We start from the raw sequence: 18907 nt of genomic DNA on the forward strand, positions 1-18907 counted from the left end.
GATACCCACCGTGCGCGAAACGTGTGACGATCGGGACATGCCAGCCGCCGGACCACCGACCAGCCCGCCCAACGGGGCGTCGTACTTCGCGTCGCCGGACCCGGCCGGATCGCCGGTCCGCAAGCTCTACCGCAGCTCCGAGGGCCGGATGATCGGCGGCGTCGCCCGCGGGCTGGCCGGGCACCTCGGACTGCCCGTGGCCTGGGTGCGCGTGGTCTTCGTGGTCCTGGCCACCATCCAGGGCCTCGGCATCCTGCTCTACGCGGTCTTCTGGTTCGTGGTGCCGCTCGGCGTCGGCGGGGTCGTCGAGGCCAAGGAACCGCGCGACGCGCGCTCCTGGCTCGCCGGACGCAGGCCCGACCGGGGCCAGATCGTCGCGCTGATCGCGCTCGCCATGGGCCTCGGCATCCTGCTGGACAACCTCAACCTCGGCAAGGCCAACGCCTATGTGTGGCCGCTGCTGCTGATCGGGCTCGGCGTCGCCCTGGTGTGGCGGCAGGCCGACAACGCCCGCCGGGCCCGCTGGGCCGAGCTGAGCCGGCGCAAGCGGCTGCTGCCCTTCGCGCGCGGCGCCGCCGGGGTGATCCTCGTCGGCGTGGGCGTGACCGGCTTCCTCGTCGTGCAGGGCTCGGTCAGCCACCTGGGCACCATCCTGCAGGCCGCGCTCGCCGTCCTGGTCGGGGTGGCGCTGATTGCCGGACCGTACCTCGTGCGCATGACCCAGGACCTGTCCGCCGAGCGGCTGGCCCGCATCCGCGCGCAGGAGCGGGCCGAGGTCGCCGCGCACGTCCACGACTCCGTGCTGCACACCCTGACCCTCATCCAGCGGCACGCCGAGGACCCGCGCGAGGTCGCCCGGCTGGCCCGGGCCCAGGAACGGGAGCTGCGGGCCTGGCTCTACCGGCCCGAGGGCAACGGCAAGGACGACGAACCGGCCACCCTCGCCGAGGCGGTGCGCCGCGCCGCGGCCGAGGTGGAGGACGCGCACGGCGTCCCCGTCGAGGTGGTGTGCGTCGGCGACTGCCCGCTCGACGAGCGCCTGGTGGCGCAGATGCAGGCGGCCCGCGAGGCCATGGTCAACGCCGCCAAGTACGGTGGGGACGAGCCCGTGCAGGTGTACGCGGAGGTCGAGGAGAGCAAGGTCTTCGTATCGGTCCGCGACCGCGGCCCCGGTTTCGACCTCGACGACGTACCGTCGGACAGGATGGGCGTCCGGGAGTCGATCATCGGCCGGATGCGGCGCAACGGCGGCGAGGCGCGGCTGCGCCCGGCACCGGGTGGGGGCACGGAAGTGGAGCTGGAGATGGACAGGGCCCAGGGACCAGGGAGGTCGTCATGAGCACGGAACGACGCGTGAGGGTCGTCCTCGTCGACGACCACCGGATGTTCCGCACGGGGGTGCAGGCCGAGATCGGCGAGACCGAGCGGACCGGCGTCGACGTGGTCGGCGAGGCCGCCGACGTGGACCAGGCGGTCTCGGTCATCACCGCGACGCGGCCCGGCGTCGTGCTGCTCGACGTCCATCTGCCCGGCGGCGGCGGGGTCGAGGTGCTCAAGCGCTGCGCCGGGCTCATGGGGGACGCGGAACAGCCCGTGCGCTTCCTGGCGTTGTCGGTCTCCGACGCCGCCGAGGACGTCATCGGGGTGATCCGCGGCGGCGCCCGCGGCTACGTCACCAAGACCATCACCGGCCCCGACCTGGTGAGTTCCATCTTCCGGGTCGACGACGGGGACGCCGTCTTCTCGCCCCGGCTGGCCGGCTTCGTCCTGGACGCCTTCGCCTCCACCGACGCCCCGCCGGTCGACGAGGACCTGGACCGGCTGACCCAGCGCGAGCGCGAGGTGCTGCGGCTGATCGCGCGTGGCTACGCGTACAAGGAAGTCGCCAAGCAGCTCTACATCTCGGTGAAGACGGTCGAGTCGCACGTCTCGGCGGTGCTGCGCAAGCTGCAGCTGAGCAACCGGCACGAACTCACCCGCTGGGCGACCGCCCGCCGCCTGGTCTGAGCCCTCGCGGCAAGGGCGTCACGCCGGACGCGCGGCGCCCGCGAAGGGCATCTGGTCGACCGGGGCGAGTTTGACGACGTCACCGGTGCGCGGGGCGTGGATCATCATGCCGTTGCCCACGTAGAGGCCGACATGGCTGATCCCCGAGTAGAAGAACACCAGGTCGCCCGGCTCCAGTTGGGAGCGGGAGATCCGGGTGCCCGCGTTGATCTGGGTGTACGTCGTGCGCGGCAGCGAGACCCCGCCCGCCCGCCACGCCGCCTGCGTGAAGCCCGAGCAGTCGTACGCCGACGGCCCGGTGGCGCCCCAGACGTAGGGCAGCCCGAGGGCTCCGTACGCGAAGGAGACGGCGCGCGCGGCCCGCGCGTTGGGGGCGGCGGCAGGCGCCAGCCCGGTGCGGGAGCCGGTGGCGGCACGGCCGGCACGGGCCGGGTCGGCGGAACCGTGGCCGCCGGAGGAGAGCACCTCGGCGCGCTCGCCGGCGGTCAGCCGGCCCAGCAACTGCCGCGCGGAGGCCAGGCGCTGCTCCACCGTGCGCTTGTGGCGGGCGAGTTCGGCGCGGGTGCCGCGCAGCTCCTCCAGCTCGGCGCCCGCTTCGGCGCGCAACTGCTCGATGTCCCGCTGCTGGGCCGACAGGGCGCGCAGCGCGGCGTTCTGACGGCTGCTCATCCGGTCCAGCATCCCGGCGCGCTCCAGGTAGTCGCCGGGGGAGGAGGCGAGGGCCAGCTGGACAGCCGGGTCGATGCCGCCGCTGCGGTACTGGGCGGTGGCGAGGGAGCCGAGGCCGTCGCGGGTGCTGTTGAGGCGCTCGGTCCTGCGGGCGAGCTCGTCCTGGAGGCGCTCGATCCGCGCGGTGGCCGTGTCCGCCTTCTCCTTGGCGCCGTTGTACCGCTCGGTGGCCTGCTCGGCCTCCTCGTACAGCCGGTCCACCCTGGCCCTGGCCTCGTCCGTGGTCAGCCGGGGCTCCGCGTGCCCGGCCTCGCCGAACACCGTCACGGAGGCGGCGCCCGCCAGGGCGAGGCCGACGGCGGTGCGCGCTGCCGTGCCTGCGGGACCGCGGTCCCTGGGCCTTCTGTGCGACGCCACGCGCCGTCACTCCTTCCGGGCTGTCCGTACCTCCCCCCGGCGGTCCGGCGGCGGGCGGACGGGGACCGTCCACCGCCGGACCTTCGGCGGGGGCGGCCGTGCCGGGGACGGGGTCCGCGCGGCAGTGGGGATCGGCCACCTGGGGCAGGACGCTAAACCTGGACGCCGCGAGGGGGCTCCGGAGTGTGCGGGACTGGTCCGATTCGGCCGCGGACTGCCCGCGGATGACCGCTGTTCGACGGGTGACCTGGTCACTTCCGGTCCGTCCCTGACCGATGTGACGGAGGAGCGGGACCTCGGTGCCGGGCGCTGGTATGGGCCTGGCTAGGGTCCTGAGCCATGGACGTACTCATCAACCTGATCGTCGGCCTGCACATCATCGGCATCGCCGCCCTCCTGGGCGGCTTCCTCACCCAGATGAAGGCCATGGGCCGCGGCGAGGCCCGTTTCGTGCCGGGCATGCTGCACGGCGCGCTGACCATGCTGGTCACGGGTGTGCTGCTGGTCGGCCTCAACCAGGCCGACGACCAGCCGGTGAACAACATCAAGATCGGCGTGAAGCTCGCGGTCCTGGTGGTGGTCCTCGGCCTGGTCTACGTCAAGCGCGACGAGGAGAAGGTGCCGGCGGCGGCCTTCGGCACCGTGGGTGCGCTGACCACCGCCAACATCTTCATCGCGGTGCTGTGGACCTGAGCCCGGCCGGCGGCGGCCGGACGGGGGCCCGGGCTCGGGCTCGGGCTCAGGTTCGGGCTCGGGCTCAGGCCATCCGGGCGTAGCCGTAGATCGGCATCTCCGTGATCGGGGCGATCTTCACCACGCTCCCGGTGTGGGGGGCGTGGATCATGTTGCCGCCGCCGATGTACAGGCCGACGTGCGTGATGTCGGAGTAGAAGAAGACCAGGTCGCCGGGTTGCAGCTGGTCCGCGCTCACCCGGATCCCGAAGTCGACCTGGTCGTAGGTCACGCGGGGGATCGAGACGCCCGCGGCGCCCCAGGCGGCCTGGGTCAGGCCCGAGCAGTCGTAGGAGTTCGGGCCGGTGGCGCCGTACACGTACGGCTTGCCCAGCTGGGCCCGCGCGAACTCGATCGCCTTGGCCGCCTTGGCGGCGTAGGTGCCGGACGGGGCGGTGGAGCCGGTGGAGCCCGTGGACGAGCCCGACTCCTTGGCGGCCGCCTCCTGCGCGGCCTTCTCCTTGGCGGCGATCTCCGCGGCCTTCGCGGCCGCCTCCTCCCGGCGCTTCTTCTCCAGCGCCGCCAGCCGTGCCTTCTCCTGCGCGGTGAGGCTGTTGAGCAACTTCTGCGCCGCGGCGAGCTTCTGCTTGACCGAGGTCTTCTCCGCGTTCAGCCGCTGCTGGGCCTCGGTCAGCTTCTGCAGGCTCTCGACGGCCTCGGAGCGCTTGGCCGTCGTCTCGGCCTGCTCGGAGCGGAAGGTCTCCAGCGCGTGCTCCTGGCGGTCGGACAGGCGGTCCATCAGGTGCGCCTGGTCCAGGAACTGCTGCGGGTCGGAGGTGAGGAGGAAGGTCGTCGTCCCGTCCAGGCCGCCGCCGCGGTACTGCGCCGCGGCGTACTCGCCGATGGTGCGGCGGGCGGCGTTGAGCGTCTCGGTCCTGCGGGCCACCTGGTCCAGCAGCGCGTCGGCGCGCGTGCGCTGCCGCTCGGTCTGCTCCTTGGCGCCGTTGTAGCGCTCGGTGGCGGCCTCGGCCTGGTGGTAGAGCTTGTCGACCTGGGCCTTGACCTCGGTGATGGAGGGCTTGTCGGGTGAGGCGGGCGCCGCGCTCGCGCTCTCGCCGAAGAGGGTGACGGTCGCCAGTGCGGCGGTCGTGAGTCCCACCGCGGCCCGGGGGCCGGGGACGGTCAGCGCGCGCGGGCGCGGCTTGCGGTGCGTCGCCAAGTCAGGCGGCTCCTTCCGTGGACCGCCTACCGGGTTAGCTGTCGGGTTCGGGCTTCGGAAGGCCGCCCTACGGTGCGGACGGGCGCGCTGCGCTCGTACGGACCGATTCACCCCAAGGTCGTGGGTCCCCGGCTCCGGCGGTCGCCGGACTCAGCGGAGGCGGCCCGTGACGGCACGGTCGCCGCCGCGTGGAGCGGACCGCCTGATCCGGCACGGTAGTCAACTGCAGGGGTCCGTGGGAACCCTGGTGTTCGAATTGTCCGCAATCATTTCGTGACCTTCGTCATTCGGGGCCGCGAAAGGGGGCGTCCGGTCGTCACGCGTTCGCCGGGGACGGGCACCGGGCGACTTCCGGACGCCCCCGGAGGGCGCGGGCTCGGGCAAGCGGCGCAACGCTGTCCGTCCCACGGCCTAGACTCGGGAGGCGATGAGCAGCCTCTTTGACGACAGCTTCCTGGCCGGCCTCGAACCAAGGGAGGAGGAGCCCCCGCCGCCTCCCGAGGAGGAGCCCGGCACGGTCCCCGACGACCTCTTCGAGGGGCGCTTCGACGCGCCCGTCGACCGGGACGCGTACTACCGGGACGGCGCCCACCGCCCCGTCGTCGACCCGGCCGCGCTGCTCGACGGGCTCAACGAGCAGCAGCGCGCCGCCGTCGAGCACACCGGCTCCCCGCTGCTCATCGTCGCGGGCGCCGGCTCCGGCAAGACCCGGGTGCTCACCCACCGCATCGCGTACCTGCTGGGCGCCCGCAAGGTCCACCCCGGCCAGATCCTGGCGATCACCTTCACCAACAAGGCCGCCGGCGAGATGAAGGAGCGCGTCGAGCAGCTGGTCGGCCCGCGCGCCAACGTGATGTGGGTCTCCACCTTCCACAGCGCGTGCGTCCGCATCCTGCGCCGGGAGTCCAAGAGGCTCGGCTTCACCTCCAGCTTCTCGATCTACGACGCGGCCGACTCCAAGCGCCTGATGGCCCTGGTCTGCCGGGACCTGGACCTGGACCCCAAGCAGTTCCCGCCGAAGTCCTTCAGCGCCAAGGTCTCCAACCTCAAGAATGAGCTCATCGACGAGGAGACCTTCGCCGACCAGGCCGAGAACCCCTTCGAGAAGAAGCTCGCCGAGGCATACGCGATGTACCAGTCGCGGCTGCGCGAGGCCAACGCGCTCGACTTCGACGACATCATCATGACCACGGTCAACCTGCTCCAGGCCTTCCCGGACGTCGCCGAGCACTACCGGCGCCGCTTCCGGCACGTGCTGGTCGACGAGTACCAGGACACCAACCACGCCCAGTACACCCTGGTGCGCGAACTGGTGGGCACGGCGGGCGGAGACGCGCAGGAGGACGGCGAAGGGCCGGCCGAGCTGTGCGTGGTCGGCGACGCCGACCAGAGCATCTACGCCTTCCGCGGCGCCACGATCCGCAACATCCTCCAGTTCGAGGAGGACTACCCGCAGGCCCGCACCATCCTGCTGGAGCAGAACTACCGCTCCACCCAGAACATCCTGACCGCCGCCAACGCCGTCATCGAGCGCAACGCCTCCCGCCGTCCGAAGAACCTGTGGACGGAGGCCGGGCAGGGCCCGGTCATCACCGGCTACGTCGCCGACCAGGAGCACGACGAGGCGCAGTTCATCGCCGACGAGATCGACCGGCTCACCGACGCCGGCGACGCCCGCCCCGGCGAGGTCGCGGTCTTCTACCGGACCAACGCGCAGTCCCGTGTCTTCGAAGAGGTCTTCATCCGCGTCGGCCTGCCCTACAAGGTCGTCGGCGGGGTCCGCTTCTACGAGCGCAAGGAGGTCCGGGACGTCCTGGCCTACCTGCGCGTGCTCGCCAACCCCGAGGACACCGTCCCGCTGCGCCGCATCCTGAACGTGCCCAAGCGCGGCATCGGGGAACGCGCCGAGGCGATGGTCGACGCCCTCGCCTCACGCGAACGGATCACCTTCCCCGCGGCGCTGCGCCGGGTGGACGAGGCCTTCGGCATGGCCGCCCGCTCGGTCAACGCCGTCAAGCGCTTCAACGAGCTGCTGGAGGAGCTGCGCACCGTCGTGGACTCCGGCGCCGGCCCCGCCACCGTCCTGGAGGCCGTGCTGGAGCGCACGGGCTACCTGGCCGAACTCCAGGCCTCCACCGACCCCCAGGACGAGACCCGCGTCGAGAACCTCCAGGAACTCGCGGCGGTGGCCCTGGAGTTCGAGCAGGAGCGCACCGAGGAGGAGCCCGGCACGCTCGCCGAGTTCCTGGAGCGGGTCGCCCTGGTCGCCGACTCCGACCAGATCCCGGACGACGACGAGGGCGGCGGCGTCATAACGCTGATGACCCTGCACACCGCCAAGGGCCTGGAGTTCCCGGTGGTCTTCCTGACCGGCATGGAGGACGGGGTCTTCCCGCACATGCGCGCACTCGGCCAGACCAAGGAGCTGGAGGAGGAGCGGCGGCTCGCCTACGTCGGCATCACGCGGGCGCGGCAGCGGCTGTACGTGACGCGGTCCACCATGCGCAGCGCCTGGGGCCAGCCCTCGTACAACCCGCCCTCGCGCTTCCTGGAGGAGATCCCGGAACCGCTCATCGAGTGGAAGCGCACGGGCGCCTCCTCGGCGCCCTCCGCCTCGGTGTCGGCGGCGGCCTCGATGCTGTCGCGGTCCCCGTCGAAGAGCGGCCCCTCCGGGTTCGCGACGCGGCGCACCCAGGACCGCCCGGTCATCTCGCTGGCGGTCGGGGACCGGGTCACGCACGACACGTTCGGGCTGGGGACGGTCGTCGCGGTCGACGGCAGCGGGGAGAAGGCGAAGGCCACCATCGACTTCGGCGACGAGCGGCCCAAGGTGCTGCTGCTGCGGTACGCGCCGGTGGAGAAGCTCTGAGCGGACTGCCGGGGTCCCGGTCCCGCCGCGGTGGGGCCGGGGCCGGGGCTCAGCGCGGGTCGATGCCGTGCTTCAGCATCCACTGCAGCGGGTCGATGGCCGCGCCGCCGGCCGGACGCACCTCGAAGTGCAGGTGCGGGCCCGTGGAGTTGCCCGAATTGCCGGAGTAGGCGATGACGTCGCCGGCCTTGACCGAACCCGAGCGGATCTTGGTGCTGCTCAGGTGGCAGTACCAGGTCTCGGTGCCGTCGGGGGCGGTCACTATCGCCATGTTGCCGTAGGCGCTGTTCCACTGGGTGCGCACGACGCCGTCGGTCGCGGCCATCACCGGTGTGCCGTAGTTCACCGGGAAGTCGATGCCGGTGTGGACCGACATCCAGTTCACGCCCGCCTGGCCGAAGTAGGCGCTCAGCCCGTGCTGCTTGACCGGGAGCAGGAACTTGGGGCGCAGCTGCTCCTTGAGGGCCGCCTCCGCGGCCTTCTTCGCGCGCTCCTGCGCCTGGCGCTCCTTGAGGTCGATGCGCTCCTGGTTGCGGCTGGCGCGGTCGGTGAAGTCGTCGACGTCCCGGTTGACCCCGGCGAGCTGCTGGTCGAGCTTGCTGGTCGGGACGTCGGCCGCCGCCTCCGGGGCGCCGTCGGCCTGGGTGCGGCTGGTGTCGGGGTCGTCGGTGTTGACGGTGACGGCGGCCGCGCAGGCGACGCCCATCACCGCGACGGAAGGGACGGCGACCGTGAGCAGGGCCGAGCGCCGGGCCTGCCGGCGCCTGCGGCTCCCGCCGCCGCTTCCCCCGCGCGGGCGCGGCAGTGCGGCCACGGGGGCGCTCTCCTCGGAGCCGTGCTCCGGTTCCGCCTCCGGCTCGGTGTCGTCCTCGGCGTCGTCGTAGGCCTCGGGCTCGTACGCGTCGGGCTCGTACGCCTCCGGCTCGTAGTGCTCGGCCGCGTAGTGCTCCGGGGTGTGGGCCTCGGCCCCGTACCGCTCCGGATGCTGCTCGTAGGCGGCGGCCTCGGGAGCGGGAGCGTGGGCGTGCGCGGCCTCGGGCTCCTCATAGGCGGCGTGGACGGCCGTGTGCTCGTAACCCGTGTAGTCGTACGCCGCCGTCGCCTGCGTCTGCGAGGGGTCCAGGTACCAGGTGCCGGTGGTCGCGCCCGTGTGGTCGGCGTAACCCGGGGTGCCGGTGGTCTGCCCGGAGGGCCAGTAGCCGGTCGCGGTGCTGTCGGCGGTGGCGTCGTAGGGCGCGGTGGCGTAGGACCCCGTGTCGTAGGCGGGGTAACCCTGGCAGGAGCCGAAGAGGGGATCGTCATCCGTGTGAGCGGCACCCATGGGCGCGTAGGAGGCGTCGGAGAGCCCCTCGTACCCATAGCCGCTGTACTCGGGGGCGTACCCCGCCGGATGACGGTCGTTCACCGCTTCTCTTTCGCCTCGGCAGCAGGAGAATTAGCGGCGACTGTATCCCCCTGCGGGCGACGCCCACAATCTTCGGCGGGATCTCGGTATCCCCGATGCCTTGTGTTCGACGGCCTTTCGATGCTTATGGGGGCAAGGCCGTCACGCGGCGTCCACGGCCCCCGACGCCAGCTCCTCGCCGAGCAGTGCCTGCCGGATGCCGGCGGCGATGGCCGCGTGGACCGGCATCGTCAGATGGCCGACCCCCGCGACGTGGACGTTGCGCGCGATGAGGTCCGGGTGGTCCAGGCGGGCGGCCTCGACCGGGCTCATCAGCTCGTCCAGATCGCTCCAGAACGCCACGAAACGGGTGCGGCAGCCGGTCGCGGGCTTGGCCAGCTCCTCGATGAGGTCGGAGTTCGGCCGCATCTGGCGGACGATCGGGTGCGGGTTCAGCAGTGGCGCGGCCCGGGTCCCGGCGTGCGGGGTGCCCAGGGTGACCACGGTGCGCACCCGCGTGTCGCCGCCCAGGCGCTGGGCGTAGTAGCGGGCGATGAGCCCGCCGAGGCTGTGGCCCACGATGTCCACCCGGTGGTGCCCGGTCTGCTCGCAGATCTGTTCGACGTGGCGTCCGAGGAGGGCCGCCGCCGTACGGATGTCGCAGGTCAGCGGCGAGTAGTTGAGCGCCTGCACATGCGGCCAGCCGTGCCGCCGCAGCGACCGGCGGAGCATCGCGAACACCGAACGGTTGTCCACGAAGCCGTGCAGCAGGAGCACCGGGGGATGGCTCCGTCCCGCGGTGGGGAGACGGGGCGGCTCCTCGGAGTCACCGACCGCCGGCTGCGGCCCGCGTTCCTGGAAGATTCCGGTCGGGTAGAGGAAGACATGACCGGTCAGGATGGCGATCTCGATCGCCGCGGCTCGTACGTAGGCCGCCTGGCGCACCAAGCGGTCTCCGACACCGAAAGACAGGACGCCCATGGCCTACCTCCCGTGGGCACACGGAGACGGCCCTGTCCCCCGTGCGCCGAGAACGCGACGGCCCGCGTCGCCTGCTGAACGGAGGACGACCACGGGCCGAACGCGTTTCTAACGTGAACGTGTCCCATGTGTGATTTCCCCCTCGGGGCCCTTCGTGAAACTGTCCGCACGGGGGATGCTGGCGATAACGTTCGTTCACACATGTGCCCGCTGAGCGCAGCAATCGTGTATGGAGGCAGCGATGGGAGTGTCCGGACCGATCCGTGTGGTGGTCGCCAAGCCGGGCCTGGACGGTCACGACCGCGGGGCGAAGGTCATCGCGCGGGCGCTGCGGGACGCCGGCATGGAGGTCATCTACACCGGTCTCCACCAGACGCCCGAACAGATCGTGGACACCGCGATCCAGGAGGACGCCGACGCCATCGGCCTGTCCATCCTCTCCGGTGCCCACATGACGCTCTTCGCCAAGGTGATCGAGTTGCTCCGCGAGCGTGAGGCGGAGGACATCAAGGTCTTCGGCGGCGGGATCATCCCGGAGGACGACATCGCCCCGCTGAGGGAGCTCGGCGTGGCGGCGATCTTCACCCCGGGCACCTCGACCGGTGACGTCGTCACCTGGGTGAACGACAACATCCGCCATCCGGCCGAGGCCTGACCGTCGCCGCGGGGGTGCGGGCCGAATCCCGCACCCCCGCCGGCCGGTCCCCGGCCGCCCCCTCAAGCCAGCTCCGCGAGCATCGCGGCCCGCATCCGCAGGGTGCCGACCAGCCGCTGGAAGGCCTCCGCCCAGTACGCCCCGGCGCCCGGTGAGGTGTCGGCGGACTCCGCGGGCACGGCGGCCAGTGGGGCCGCCCGGTCGGCCTCCGCCGGGTCCATGCAGCGCTCGGCCAGGCCCATCACCCCGCTGAAGCTCCACGGGTAGCTGCCCGCGTCGCGGGCGATGTCCAAGGCGTCCACCACCGCCGCCCCCAAGGTCCCGGCCCACGGCACGGCGCAGACCGCGAGCATCTGGAACGCCTCCGACAGGCCGTGCGCCTCGATGAAGCGGGCCACCCACTCCGCCCGCTCCGGGGCGGGGAGGATCGACAGCAGCTTCGCCGGGTCCCCGACCGGGCTGACCGCCGCCGCGGGGGCCGGGGTGGGGCCCAGCAGGGCACGGGCCCAGGCCGCGTCCCCCTGGCGCACCGCCGCCCGGCACCACGCGGCGTGCAGGTCCGGCTGCCAGTCGTCGGCGACCGGCAACGCGATGACCTCCTGCGGTGTCCGGCCGCTGAAGCGCTCCCGCCACGTGGCGAGCGGCGCCGCGTCCACCACCTGGCCGAACCACCACGCCCGCTCCCCGCGCCCGGCCGGGGGTATCGCCACCACGCCGTCGCGCTCCATGGCCGCGTCGCATTCGTACGGCGCCTCCACACCGATCCGGCCGGCCGCCGGATCCCAGGCGACGCAGGTCCGGGCCCGAGCGGCCATACGGGCGGCGAGGGCGGAGCCGGGCAGGGCCGACAGCAGCTCGGCGGCGGTGGCCCGCACATTGCGGCTGCGGTCGGTGAGGGCCTGCTCCAGGAAGGGCTCGTCCTGCGGCGACAGGCCCTCGCGGAGTGAGTCCAGGAACATCAACCGGTCCTCCGCACGCTCGGCGGCCCATCCCGAGCGCAGCAGCTCCAGCGCGCGGCCCGGGTCGCGGGCCCGCAGCCGGGCCAGCAACGCCACCCGTTCGGCGAACAGGCCCTCCTCCCACAGCGTGCGCACGGCCTCCGGGTCGGCGGTGTCGGGCACGACGCCGGGCGCCCCGGCGCGCAGCGCGAACCGCCAGTCCGCGTTCAGCTCCGCCAGCCACAGTCCGCGCGGTCCCGCCAGGGCCAGGGCGTCCGGCCGCAGGTCGGTGCGCGCGCGGGCGGCGTCCAGCAGCGCGGGCAGTAGCTCCGGCGGGGCCGCCCAGCCGCGGGCGTTGGCCTCGCCGAGCCACTGGGGCAGCAACTCGGCGAGGTTGGGGGCGGCGCCGCGCCGGCCGCCCCCGCCGCCGACCGAGCGTTCCGCCAGGAGCAGGGACAGCCTCCGTCGGGCCGCCTCGGGCAGCGGCGGCCGCGGGTCGTGGGGTGCCGCGGCCGGCCGCACCCCCGCCGTGGCGGGCCGCGCGCCGGCGCGGCGCCGCAGGACGGCGAGCGCGGCGGTGTCCAGCAGCTCCCCGGGCGTGCCGCCCCTGCGGTCGGTGCCGAGGAGCGCGGTGCCGACCAGGTCGGTCCAGGTTGTCGTCATCGGTCCTCCTTCGTCGTGGTGTGCACGTGGGCGGGCGGGGGGGCTTCCGGGTGGGATCAGGTCGTCAGCGGTACGGGTCGGGTGTCCGGGCCGGGCCAGGCGGTGAGGGGGCGCAGGCCCTGGTGGCCGAGTTCGCCGAAGAGGGTCACCGGGTGGCCGCCGGAGACCGCGGCGAGGCGCCACAGACCCGTTGCGGTTCCGGTGCCGGCCGCCGCGACCGGGACGGCGTCGTTCCCGTCCGTGTCCGCCACCTGCCAGCCCGTGCCGCCCGGTATCGGCACGACACCGGCGAGCACGACCGGCCAGGCGTCCAGCCACGGATCGCCGGCCAGGGCCTGCCCGTACGCGTCGAGCGCCGCCGCGACCGGCACACCCGGGGGCACGCGGCCCGGCAGCGGCGCGCCGTGCCGCGGCCCGAGCGCCGCCCGCAGCGGGCCGGCCCCCGGGTGGAAGGCCAGCTCCGCGTCGAGGCCGAGGCCGACCGGAAGCGCCGGCTCCGGCGCCCGTCCCGCCGCGCCGTAGGACAGCAGCAGTGCCGTCCGGCCCGTGGCCTCCCCGTGCAGCCAGGTCCTGCGGGTGGTGAGACGGTCGTCGGCGGTGTCCTGCCGCGCCAGGACCAGCCAGCGGTCGCGCACCCTCGGCCCGGCGAGGAGCTCCGCCGAGTCCACGGTGAAACCGACCCGGGACCGGACGGTGGCCGCCAGGGGCGCGGGCAGCGCGTCCTGCCGCAGGCAGCCCCGGGCCAGCAGATGCAGCAGCGCCGTCTCCTCCAGCAGCCGGGACGGCCAGTCGCCCCCCGAGCCGGCCACCGCGCCCAGTTCGCGCACCCGCGAGGCGAGCCCGGGAGCCTGGGCGTCCACCATGCGCGCCGCCGTCTCCTCCCACGGCCGGTACCCCTCGCGTTCCGCGCCCGCCAGGCCTCCCCGCAGCAGGTCCGCCAGCCGCCGCTCCAGCTCGTCGGCCCCGGCGGCCACCCGCCCCGCCCGGCGTTCGGCCCGCCTGCGCGCCGCCTGCGGATCGCCCCCGGACCTCGCGCGCCCGCCCGGCTCCGTCCGTCCCCCACGCGCGGCGCGCGCGTCCAGCCACTCGCTGACCCAGCCGGGCCGGCCACCCCCGTGCGCGGCCGGCCCGACCTCGCCCCCCGCCCACAGCAGGAGCAGCGCGACCGCGTGCTCGCACGGGAACGCGCGGCTGGGGCAGCTGCACCCGAAGGCGGGCCCCGCCGTGTCGACGACGGCCCGGTACGGCGCGCCGCCGCCCGCGCACAGCCCCCACACCGCCGTGCCCGAACTCCCCGTCCCGGACCAGCGGGCAGCCGCCGCCAGCTCCTTCCCGGCCGCGCGCGACGCCGCGTCGGGCGCGAGTGCCAGGACCTGGTCGGCGGTCCACCGCTCCGTCCGCTGTCCGTCCATCCCGTCCATGGCCACGACGCTACGGGCAGGCACTGACAAACCGGTCCGAGCTGCAGCTTCCTGACGGTGGAGCGGGATTGTCAGTGGGGTGCGCGATGGTGGGAACGCGGACGTCCCGCGGGGGCTGACGGGGCGTCCGCGCCATCCGCTCCATGGGAGAACAGGGGAGAACCATGTCCGTGGACACCGCACTCCGGCCGCACGCCGAAGACGCGTTCGCCCATGAGCTCAAGGCTCTCGCGGCGGCCGACGACCGGCCGCGCCCGGCCCGGTGGAACCTGTCGCCGTGGGCGGTCGCCACCTACCTCCTCGGCGGAGTACTGCCCGACGGCACCGCCGTCACCCCCAAGTACGTGGGCCCGCGGCGGATCGTGGAGGTCGCGGTCAGCACCCTCGCCACCGACCGGGCACTCCTGCTGCTCGGTGTCCCGGGCACCGCGAAGACCTGGGTCTCCGAGCACCTCGCCGCGGCCGTCAGCGGTGACTCCACGCTGCTCGTGCAGGGCACCGCGGGCACCCCGGAGGAGGCGATGCGCTACGGGTGGAACTACGCCCGGCTGCTCACCGGCGGCCCGAGCCGGGAGGCACTGGTCCCGAGCCCGGTCATGCGGGCGATGGCCGAGGGGCGCATCGCCCGGGTGGAGGAGCTGACCCGGATCCCCGCGGACGTCCAGGACGGCCTCATCACGATCCTCTCGGAGAAGACGCTGCCGATACCCGAACTGGGCACCGAGACCCAGGCGGTGCGCGGGTTCAACGTGATCGCGACCGCCAACGACCGGGACCGCGGCGTCAACGACCTCTCCAGCGCGCTGCGCAGGCGCTTCAACACGGTCGTGCTGCCGCTGCCGGCGACCGTGGAGGAGGAGGTCGACATCGTCAGCCGCCGGGTCGGTCAGCTCGGACGCTCGCTGGAGCTGCCGGCCGCCCCGGAGGGCGCGGACGAGATCCGGCGGGTGGTCACCGTCTTCCGTGAACTGCGCGGCGGGGTCACGGCCGACGGGCGCACGAAGGTGAAGTCGCCCTCCGGCACGCTCTCCACGGCCGAGGCGATCTCCGTGGTGACCAACGGCCTCGCCCTGGCCGCGCACTTCGGCGACGGCGTGCTGCGCGCCGGGGACGTCGCCGCGGGCATCCTCGGGGCGGTGGTCCGCGACCCGGCCGCCGACCGCCTGGTCTGGCAGGAGTACCTGGAGACCGTGGTCCGCGAGCGGGAGGGCTGGAAGGACTTCTACCGTGCCTGCCGCGAGGTGACGCCGTGACCGCCGCGGACGGGGTGGCGCTGCTGGGGGTGCGGCACCACGGCCCCGGGTCGGCCCGCGGCGTGCGGGCCGCGCTGGAGCTGCTGGAGCCGCGGATCGTGCTCGTCGAGGGCCCGCCGGAGGCGGACGTGGTGCTGGGGCTCGCCGCCGATCCCGGGATGCGGCCGCCCGTCGCGCTGCTCGCCCACGTCGTGGACGAGCCGTCCCGGGCCGGCTTCTGGCCCTTCGCCGAGTTCTCCCCCGAGTGGGCGGCGATCCGCTGGGCGGCCGGTCGCGGGGTGCCGGTCCGCTTCATCGACCTGCCGGCCGCGCACTCGCTCCTGCTGCGGGACGAGGAGGACGCGCCGCAGCGACCGCAGGAAGAAGGAGAAGGAAGAGGGGAAGAGGACGGGGGAGCAGGCGAGCGCGGGGCGGCGGACGCGCGGATCGACCCGCTCGCCGTACTGGCCCGGACGGCCGGCCACGACGACCCGGAGCGCTGGTGGGAGGACGCCGTCGAGCACCGCGGCCGGGACGGGCGGGGTGAAGGGGAGGGGGACGGCGATCCGCTGGCCGCGTTCGGCGCGCTCGCCGAGGCCATGGGCGCGCTGCGCGAGACCTACGGCGACGGGGGACACCCCCAGGACACCGTGCGCGAGGCCCACATGCGGCTGCGGATACGGGAGGCGCGTCGCGCGCACGAGCGGGTGGCCGTGGTGTGCGGCGCATGGCACGTGCCCGCCCTCGCCCGCACGGGCGGGGTCACCGCCGACCGGGCCCTGCTCAAGGGCCTGCCCAAGGCGAAGGTGGAGGTCACCTGGGTGCCCTGGACGCACCGCAGGCTCTCCCGGGCCGGGGGTTACGGGGCGGGCATCGACTCGCCCGGCTGGTACCGCCATCTGTTCACCTCGCCCGACCGGCCCGTCGCCCGGTGGATGACCAAGGTCGCCGGTCTGCTCCGCGAGGAGGACCTCCCGGTCTCCTCCGCGCACGTCATCGAGGCGGTACGGCTCGCCGACACGCTCGCGGCCCTGCGCGGCCGCCCGCTGCCCGGGCTCGGCGAGACCACGGACGCGGTACGCGCGGTGATGTGCGACGGATCGGACGTGCCGCTGGCGCTGATCCGGGACCGGCTGGTGGTGGGGGACGAGCTGGGCGAGGTCCCGGAGGGCGCGCCCGCGGTGCCCCTCGCCCGCGACCTGGCACGCGAGCAGCGCAGGCTGCGGATGAAGCCGGAGGCCCTGGCGAAGGAGGTGGACCTGGACCTGCGCAAGGACACCGACGCCGGACGCAGCCGCCTGCTGCACCGGCTGCGGATGCTGGGGGTCGGCTGGGGCGAGCCGAGCCGGTCGCGCACGGCCGCCACCGGCACCTTCCGGGAGAGCTGGCGGCTGCGCTGGGAGCCGGAACTCGCGGTGGCGGTCGCGGAGGCCGGGGTGTGGGGCACCACGGTGGAGTCCGCGGCCACCGCGTGGGCCGGGGACGCGGCGGTGAACGCGCGGACCCTCGCCGAGGTGACGGGCCTCGCCGAACGCTGTCTGCTCGCCGGGCTGCCGGACGCGCTGCCGACGGTCATGCGGGTGCTCGCCGACCGCGCCGCGCTCGACGCGGACGTCGCGCACCTCGCGCAGGCACTGCCGTCGCTCGTCCGCGCCCTTCGCTACGGAGACGTGCGGGGCACGGACGCCGGGGCCCTGCGCGGGGTCGCGGAAGGGCTGGCGGAGCGGGTCTGCGTCGGGCTCCCGCCGGCCTGCGCGGGGCTCGACGCGGACGGCGCCGCCGAGATGCGCGGCCATGTCACGGAGGTGCAGCGGGCCCTGCTCCTCCTCGGCGACGACGCGTTGCGCGAGCGCTGGGCCGGCGCGCTGCGGAAGCTGGCCGTGCGCGACCGCGGCGTACCGGGGCTGCTGCGGGGCGGCGCCGCGCGGCTGCTCCTGGACGACGCGCGCCTGGAGCCGGGAGAGGTGGCCCGGCTGATGGGGCTCGCCCTGTCCCGGGCCGCGGCGCCCCAGGAGGCCGCCGCCTGGGTGGAGGGCTTCCTCGCGGGCGGCGGGATGCTGCTGGTCCACGACGAGCGGCTGCTCGCGCTGGTCGACGGATGGCTGTCCGCGGTGCCGGCGGCCGCCTTCGACGACGTGCTGCCACTGCTGCGACGTACCTTCGGCGGCTTCGACCCGGGGGTGCGGCGCACGGTGGGGGAGCTGGTGCGGCGCGGCCCGGGAGGCGGGGGAGCGGACGGCGGCGCCGGGGAGGGCCTGCCGGGCTTCGCCCCGCGGCTCGACGAGGAGCGGGCGGAGGCGGCGCTGTCCACCGTGCGGCTGCTGCTCGGGCCCGGCGGAGAGGACGGGGGACAAGACGCATGACGGACACCGGCAACGGCCCGGGCGTGGACGCCGACGAGCGGCTGCGCCGCTGGCGGATGGTGCTCGGCGGCGGCCCCGCCGACGGCACGGGGCGGCGCCTCACCGGCCGGGACACGGCGATGGACCAGGCGCTGGAGGCGCTGTACGGCACCACCCCGCGCGGCCCCGGGGCACCGCCGGCGCGCGGCGCCGGGCTGGGCGGCTCGGCGCCCCAGGTCGCCCGGTGGCTGGGGGACATCCGCCGCTACTTCCCCAGCAGCGTCGTGCAGGTGATGCAGCGCGACGCCGTCGACCGGCTCGGGCTGTCCGCGCTGCTGCTGGAACCCGATATGCTGGAGGCGGTCGAGCCCGACGTCCACTTGGTCGGCACGCTGCTCTCGCTGAACAAGGCGATGCCCGAGACGACGAAGGAGACGGCCCGGGCGGTCGTCCGCAAGGTCGTGGAGGACCTGGAGCGGCGCTTGGCCACCCGGACCCGGGCCGCCCTCACCGGCGCGCTGGACCGCTCGGCACGGGTGCGGCGGCCCCGGCACCGGGACATCGACTGGGACCGCACGATCCGTGCCAACCTCCGGCACTACCTGCCCGAACACGGCACGGTCGTGCCCGAACGGCTGGTCGGCCACGGCCGCGCCGCGCGGGCGGTGCGCAAGGACGTGGTGCTCTGCCTCGACCAGTCGGGCTCGATGGCGGCGTCCGTGGTCCACGCGTCCGTCTTCGGCGCCGTGCTGGCCTCGATGCGCAGCCTCGACACCCGGCTCGTCGTCTTCGACACGGCGGTCGTCGATCTGACGGAGCATCTGGCCGACCCCGTCGACGTGCTGTTCGGCACCCGGCTCGGCGGCGGCACCGACATCAACCGCGCGCTGGCCTACTGCCAGTCCCTCATCGTCCGGCCCGCCGAGACGGTCGTCGTCCTCATCAGCGACCTGTACGAGGGCGGCATCCGCGACGAGATGCTCAAGCGGGTCGCCGCGATGAGGGCGTCCGGGGTGCAGTTCGTCGCGCTGCTGGCACTGTCGGACGAGGGCGCCCCCTCCTACGACCGCGCGCACGCGGCGGCGCTCGCGGCGCTCGGGGCGCCCGCCTTCGCCTGCACCCCGGACCTCTTCCCGGAGGTGATGGCGGCCGCCATCGAGAAGCGGCCGCTGCCCGTGCCCGACGCCGCGCCCGGCGGGTGACGCGGGGGCCGGGTGGGCGGGAGCGACCTGGTCACCCTCGGTGAACGAGGCGTCCGGGGCGGCGTCGCAGGGCCCTCCGGAGCGCCGTTCGCCCCGGTCCCGGCCCCGTGCCCGGCGTCACGGGAAGCCGCCCGTTCGGCTGGTCTGTGACCGTTCTCACCGCTCTCGCACCATCTCCGATTTACTCGTGCCGCCCGCGCGGCGATAACCTGCGAGACGGACATGCCGCGTGCTCG

General features: G+C 74.3%; 14 protein-coding genes and 1 riboswitch. Of the genes, 8 read left to right on the forward strand and 6 right to left on the reverse strand.

Annotation, left to right across the window (positions count from 1 at the left end; all coding sequences use genetic code 11):
* The first annotated feature begins 37 nt into the window (after positions 1–37).
* Complete coding sequence (locus ACZ7MY_RS30600) at positions 38–1339, forward strand: PspC domain-containing protein (protein WP_499606514.1); 1302 nt, start codon at positions 38–40, stop codon at positions 1337–1339.
* Complete coding sequence (locus ACZ7MY_RS30605; protein WP_499606515.1) at positions 1336–2007, forward strand: LuxR C-terminal-related transcriptional regulator; 672 nt, start codon at positions 1336–1338, stop codon at positions 2005–2007. The genes ACZ7MY_RS30600 and ACZ7MY_RS30605 overlap by 4 nt, the downstream gene beginning before the upstream one ends.
* An 18-nt stretch (positions 2008–2025) precedes the next feature.
* On the opposite strand, the gene ACZ7MY_RS30610 is transcribed toward ACZ7MY_RS30605, so the two are convergent.
* Positions 2026–3093, reverse strand: a complete 1068-nt coding sequence (locus ACZ7MY_RS30610) for a C40 family peptidase (protein ID WP_499606516.1) — start codon at positions 3091–3093, stop codon at positions 2026–2028.
* 339 nt (positions 3094–3432) lie between these two features.
* Between ACZ7MY_RS30610 and ACZ7MY_RS30615 the strand changes: the two genes are divergently transcribed.
* Positions 3433–3786, forward strand: coding sequence for a hypothetical protein (locus tag ACZ7MY_RS30615; RefSeq protein WP_499606517.1), 354 nt, complete (start codon positions 3433–3435; stop codon positions 3784–3786).
* 64 nt (positions 3787–3850) lie between these two features.
* On the opposite strand, the gene ACZ7MY_RS30620 is transcribed toward ACZ7MY_RS30615, so the two are convergent.
* Positions 3851–4984: a C40 family peptidase gene (locus ACZ7MY_RS30620; protein ID WP_499606518.1), complete on the reverse strand. Its 1134-nt coding sequence runs from the start codon at positions 4982–4984 to the stop codon at positions 3851–3853.
* 8 nt (positions 4985–4992) lie between these two features.
* Positions 4993–5150: riboswitch (cyclic di-AMP (ydaO/yuaA leader) on the reverse strand.
* Positions 5151–5411: 261 nt separating this feature from the next.
* On the opposite strand from ACZ7MY_RS30620, the gene pcrA reads away from it, so the two are divergent.
* A complete protein-coding gene (gene pcrA / locus ACZ7MY_RS30625) occupies positions 5412–7853 on the forward strand; it encodes a DNA helicase PcrA (protein WP_499606519.1) in 2442 nt (813 codons plus the stop codon).
* Positions 7854–7902: 49 nt separating this feature from the next.
* Here pcrA and ACZ7MY_RS30630 read toward each other — a convergent pair whose 3' ends face one another.
* Both ACZ7MY_RS30630 and ACZ7MY_RS30635 read right to left on the reverse strand, forming a co-directional pair.
* Entirely contained in the window at positions 7903–9258 is a 1356-nt protein-coding gene (locus ACZ7MY_RS30630; RefSeq protein WP_499606520.1) for a M23 family metallopeptidase, read from the reverse strand.
* Between the two features lie 141 nt (positions 9259–9399).
* On the reverse strand, positions 9400–10218 hold the full coding sequence (locus tag ACZ7MY_RS30635; protein WP_499606521.1) for an esterase/lipase family protein: 819 nt from the start codon (positions 10216–10218) through the stop codon (positions 9400–9402).
* A gap of 241 nt (positions 10219–10459) precedes the next feature.
* On the opposite strand from ACZ7MY_RS30635, the gene icmB reads away from it, so the two are divergent.
* On the forward strand, positions 10460–10873 hold the full coding sequence (gene icmB, locus ACZ7MY_RS30640) for a coenzyme B12-dependent isobutyryl CoA mutase small subunit (RefSeq protein WP_499606522.1): 414 nt from the start codon (positions 10460–10462) through the stop codon (positions 10871–10873).
* Positions 10874–10935: 62 nt separating this feature from the next.
* Here icmB and ACZ7MY_RS30645 read toward each other — a convergent pair whose 3' ends face one another.
* Both ACZ7MY_RS30645 and ACZ7MY_RS30650 read right to left on the reverse strand, forming a co-directional pair.
* Positions 10936–12474 carry a DUF5691 domain-containing protein gene (locus tag ACZ7MY_RS30645; protein WP_499606523.1) on the reverse strand — a complete coding sequence of 513 codons (1539 nt, stop codon included), beginning with the start codon at positions 12472–12474 and terminating at the stop codon, positions 10936–10938.
* Positions 12475–12530: 56 nt separating this feature from the next.
* On the reverse strand, positions 12531–13895 hold the full coding sequence (locus ACZ7MY_RS30650; protein WP_499606524.1) for an SWIM zinc finger family protein: 1365 nt from the start codon (positions 13893–13895) through the stop codon (positions 12531–12533).
* Between the two features lie 164 nt (positions 13896–14059).
* Between ACZ7MY_RS30650 and ACZ7MY_RS30655 the strand changes: the two genes are divergently transcribed.
* Genes ACZ7MY_RS30655 through ACZ7MY_RS30665 form a run of 3 tightly spaced genes read left to right on the forward strand, consistent with a single transcriptional unit; the run spans position 14060 to position 18671 of the window.
* Positions 14060–15148 carry an ATP-binding protein gene (locus tag ACZ7MY_RS30655; protein WP_499606525.1) on the forward strand — a complete coding sequence of 363 codons (1089 nt, stop codon included), beginning with the start codon at positions 14060–14062 and terminating at the stop codon, positions 15146–15148.
* Complete coding sequence (locus ACZ7MY_RS30660) at positions 15145–17490, forward strand: DUF5682 family protein (RefSeq protein WP_499606526.1); 2346 nt, start codon at positions 15145–15147, stop codon at positions 17488–17490. The genes ACZ7MY_RS30655 and ACZ7MY_RS30660 overlap by 4 nt, the downstream gene beginning before the upstream one ends.
* The gene (locus ACZ7MY_RS30665; RefSeq protein ID WP_499606527.1) at positions 17487–18671 is read left to right on the forward strand and encodes a VWA domain-containing protein; all 1185 of its coding nucleotides are present in this window, start codon (positions 17487–17489) and stop codon (positions 18669–18671) included. Before ACZ7MY_RS30660 ends, ACZ7MY_RS30665 begins: the two co-directional genes overlap by 4 nt.
* The last annotated feature ends 236 nt before the right edge of the window (positions 18672–18907 follow it).

The organism is Streptomyces sp. NPDC111520, from assembly GCF_055635295.1.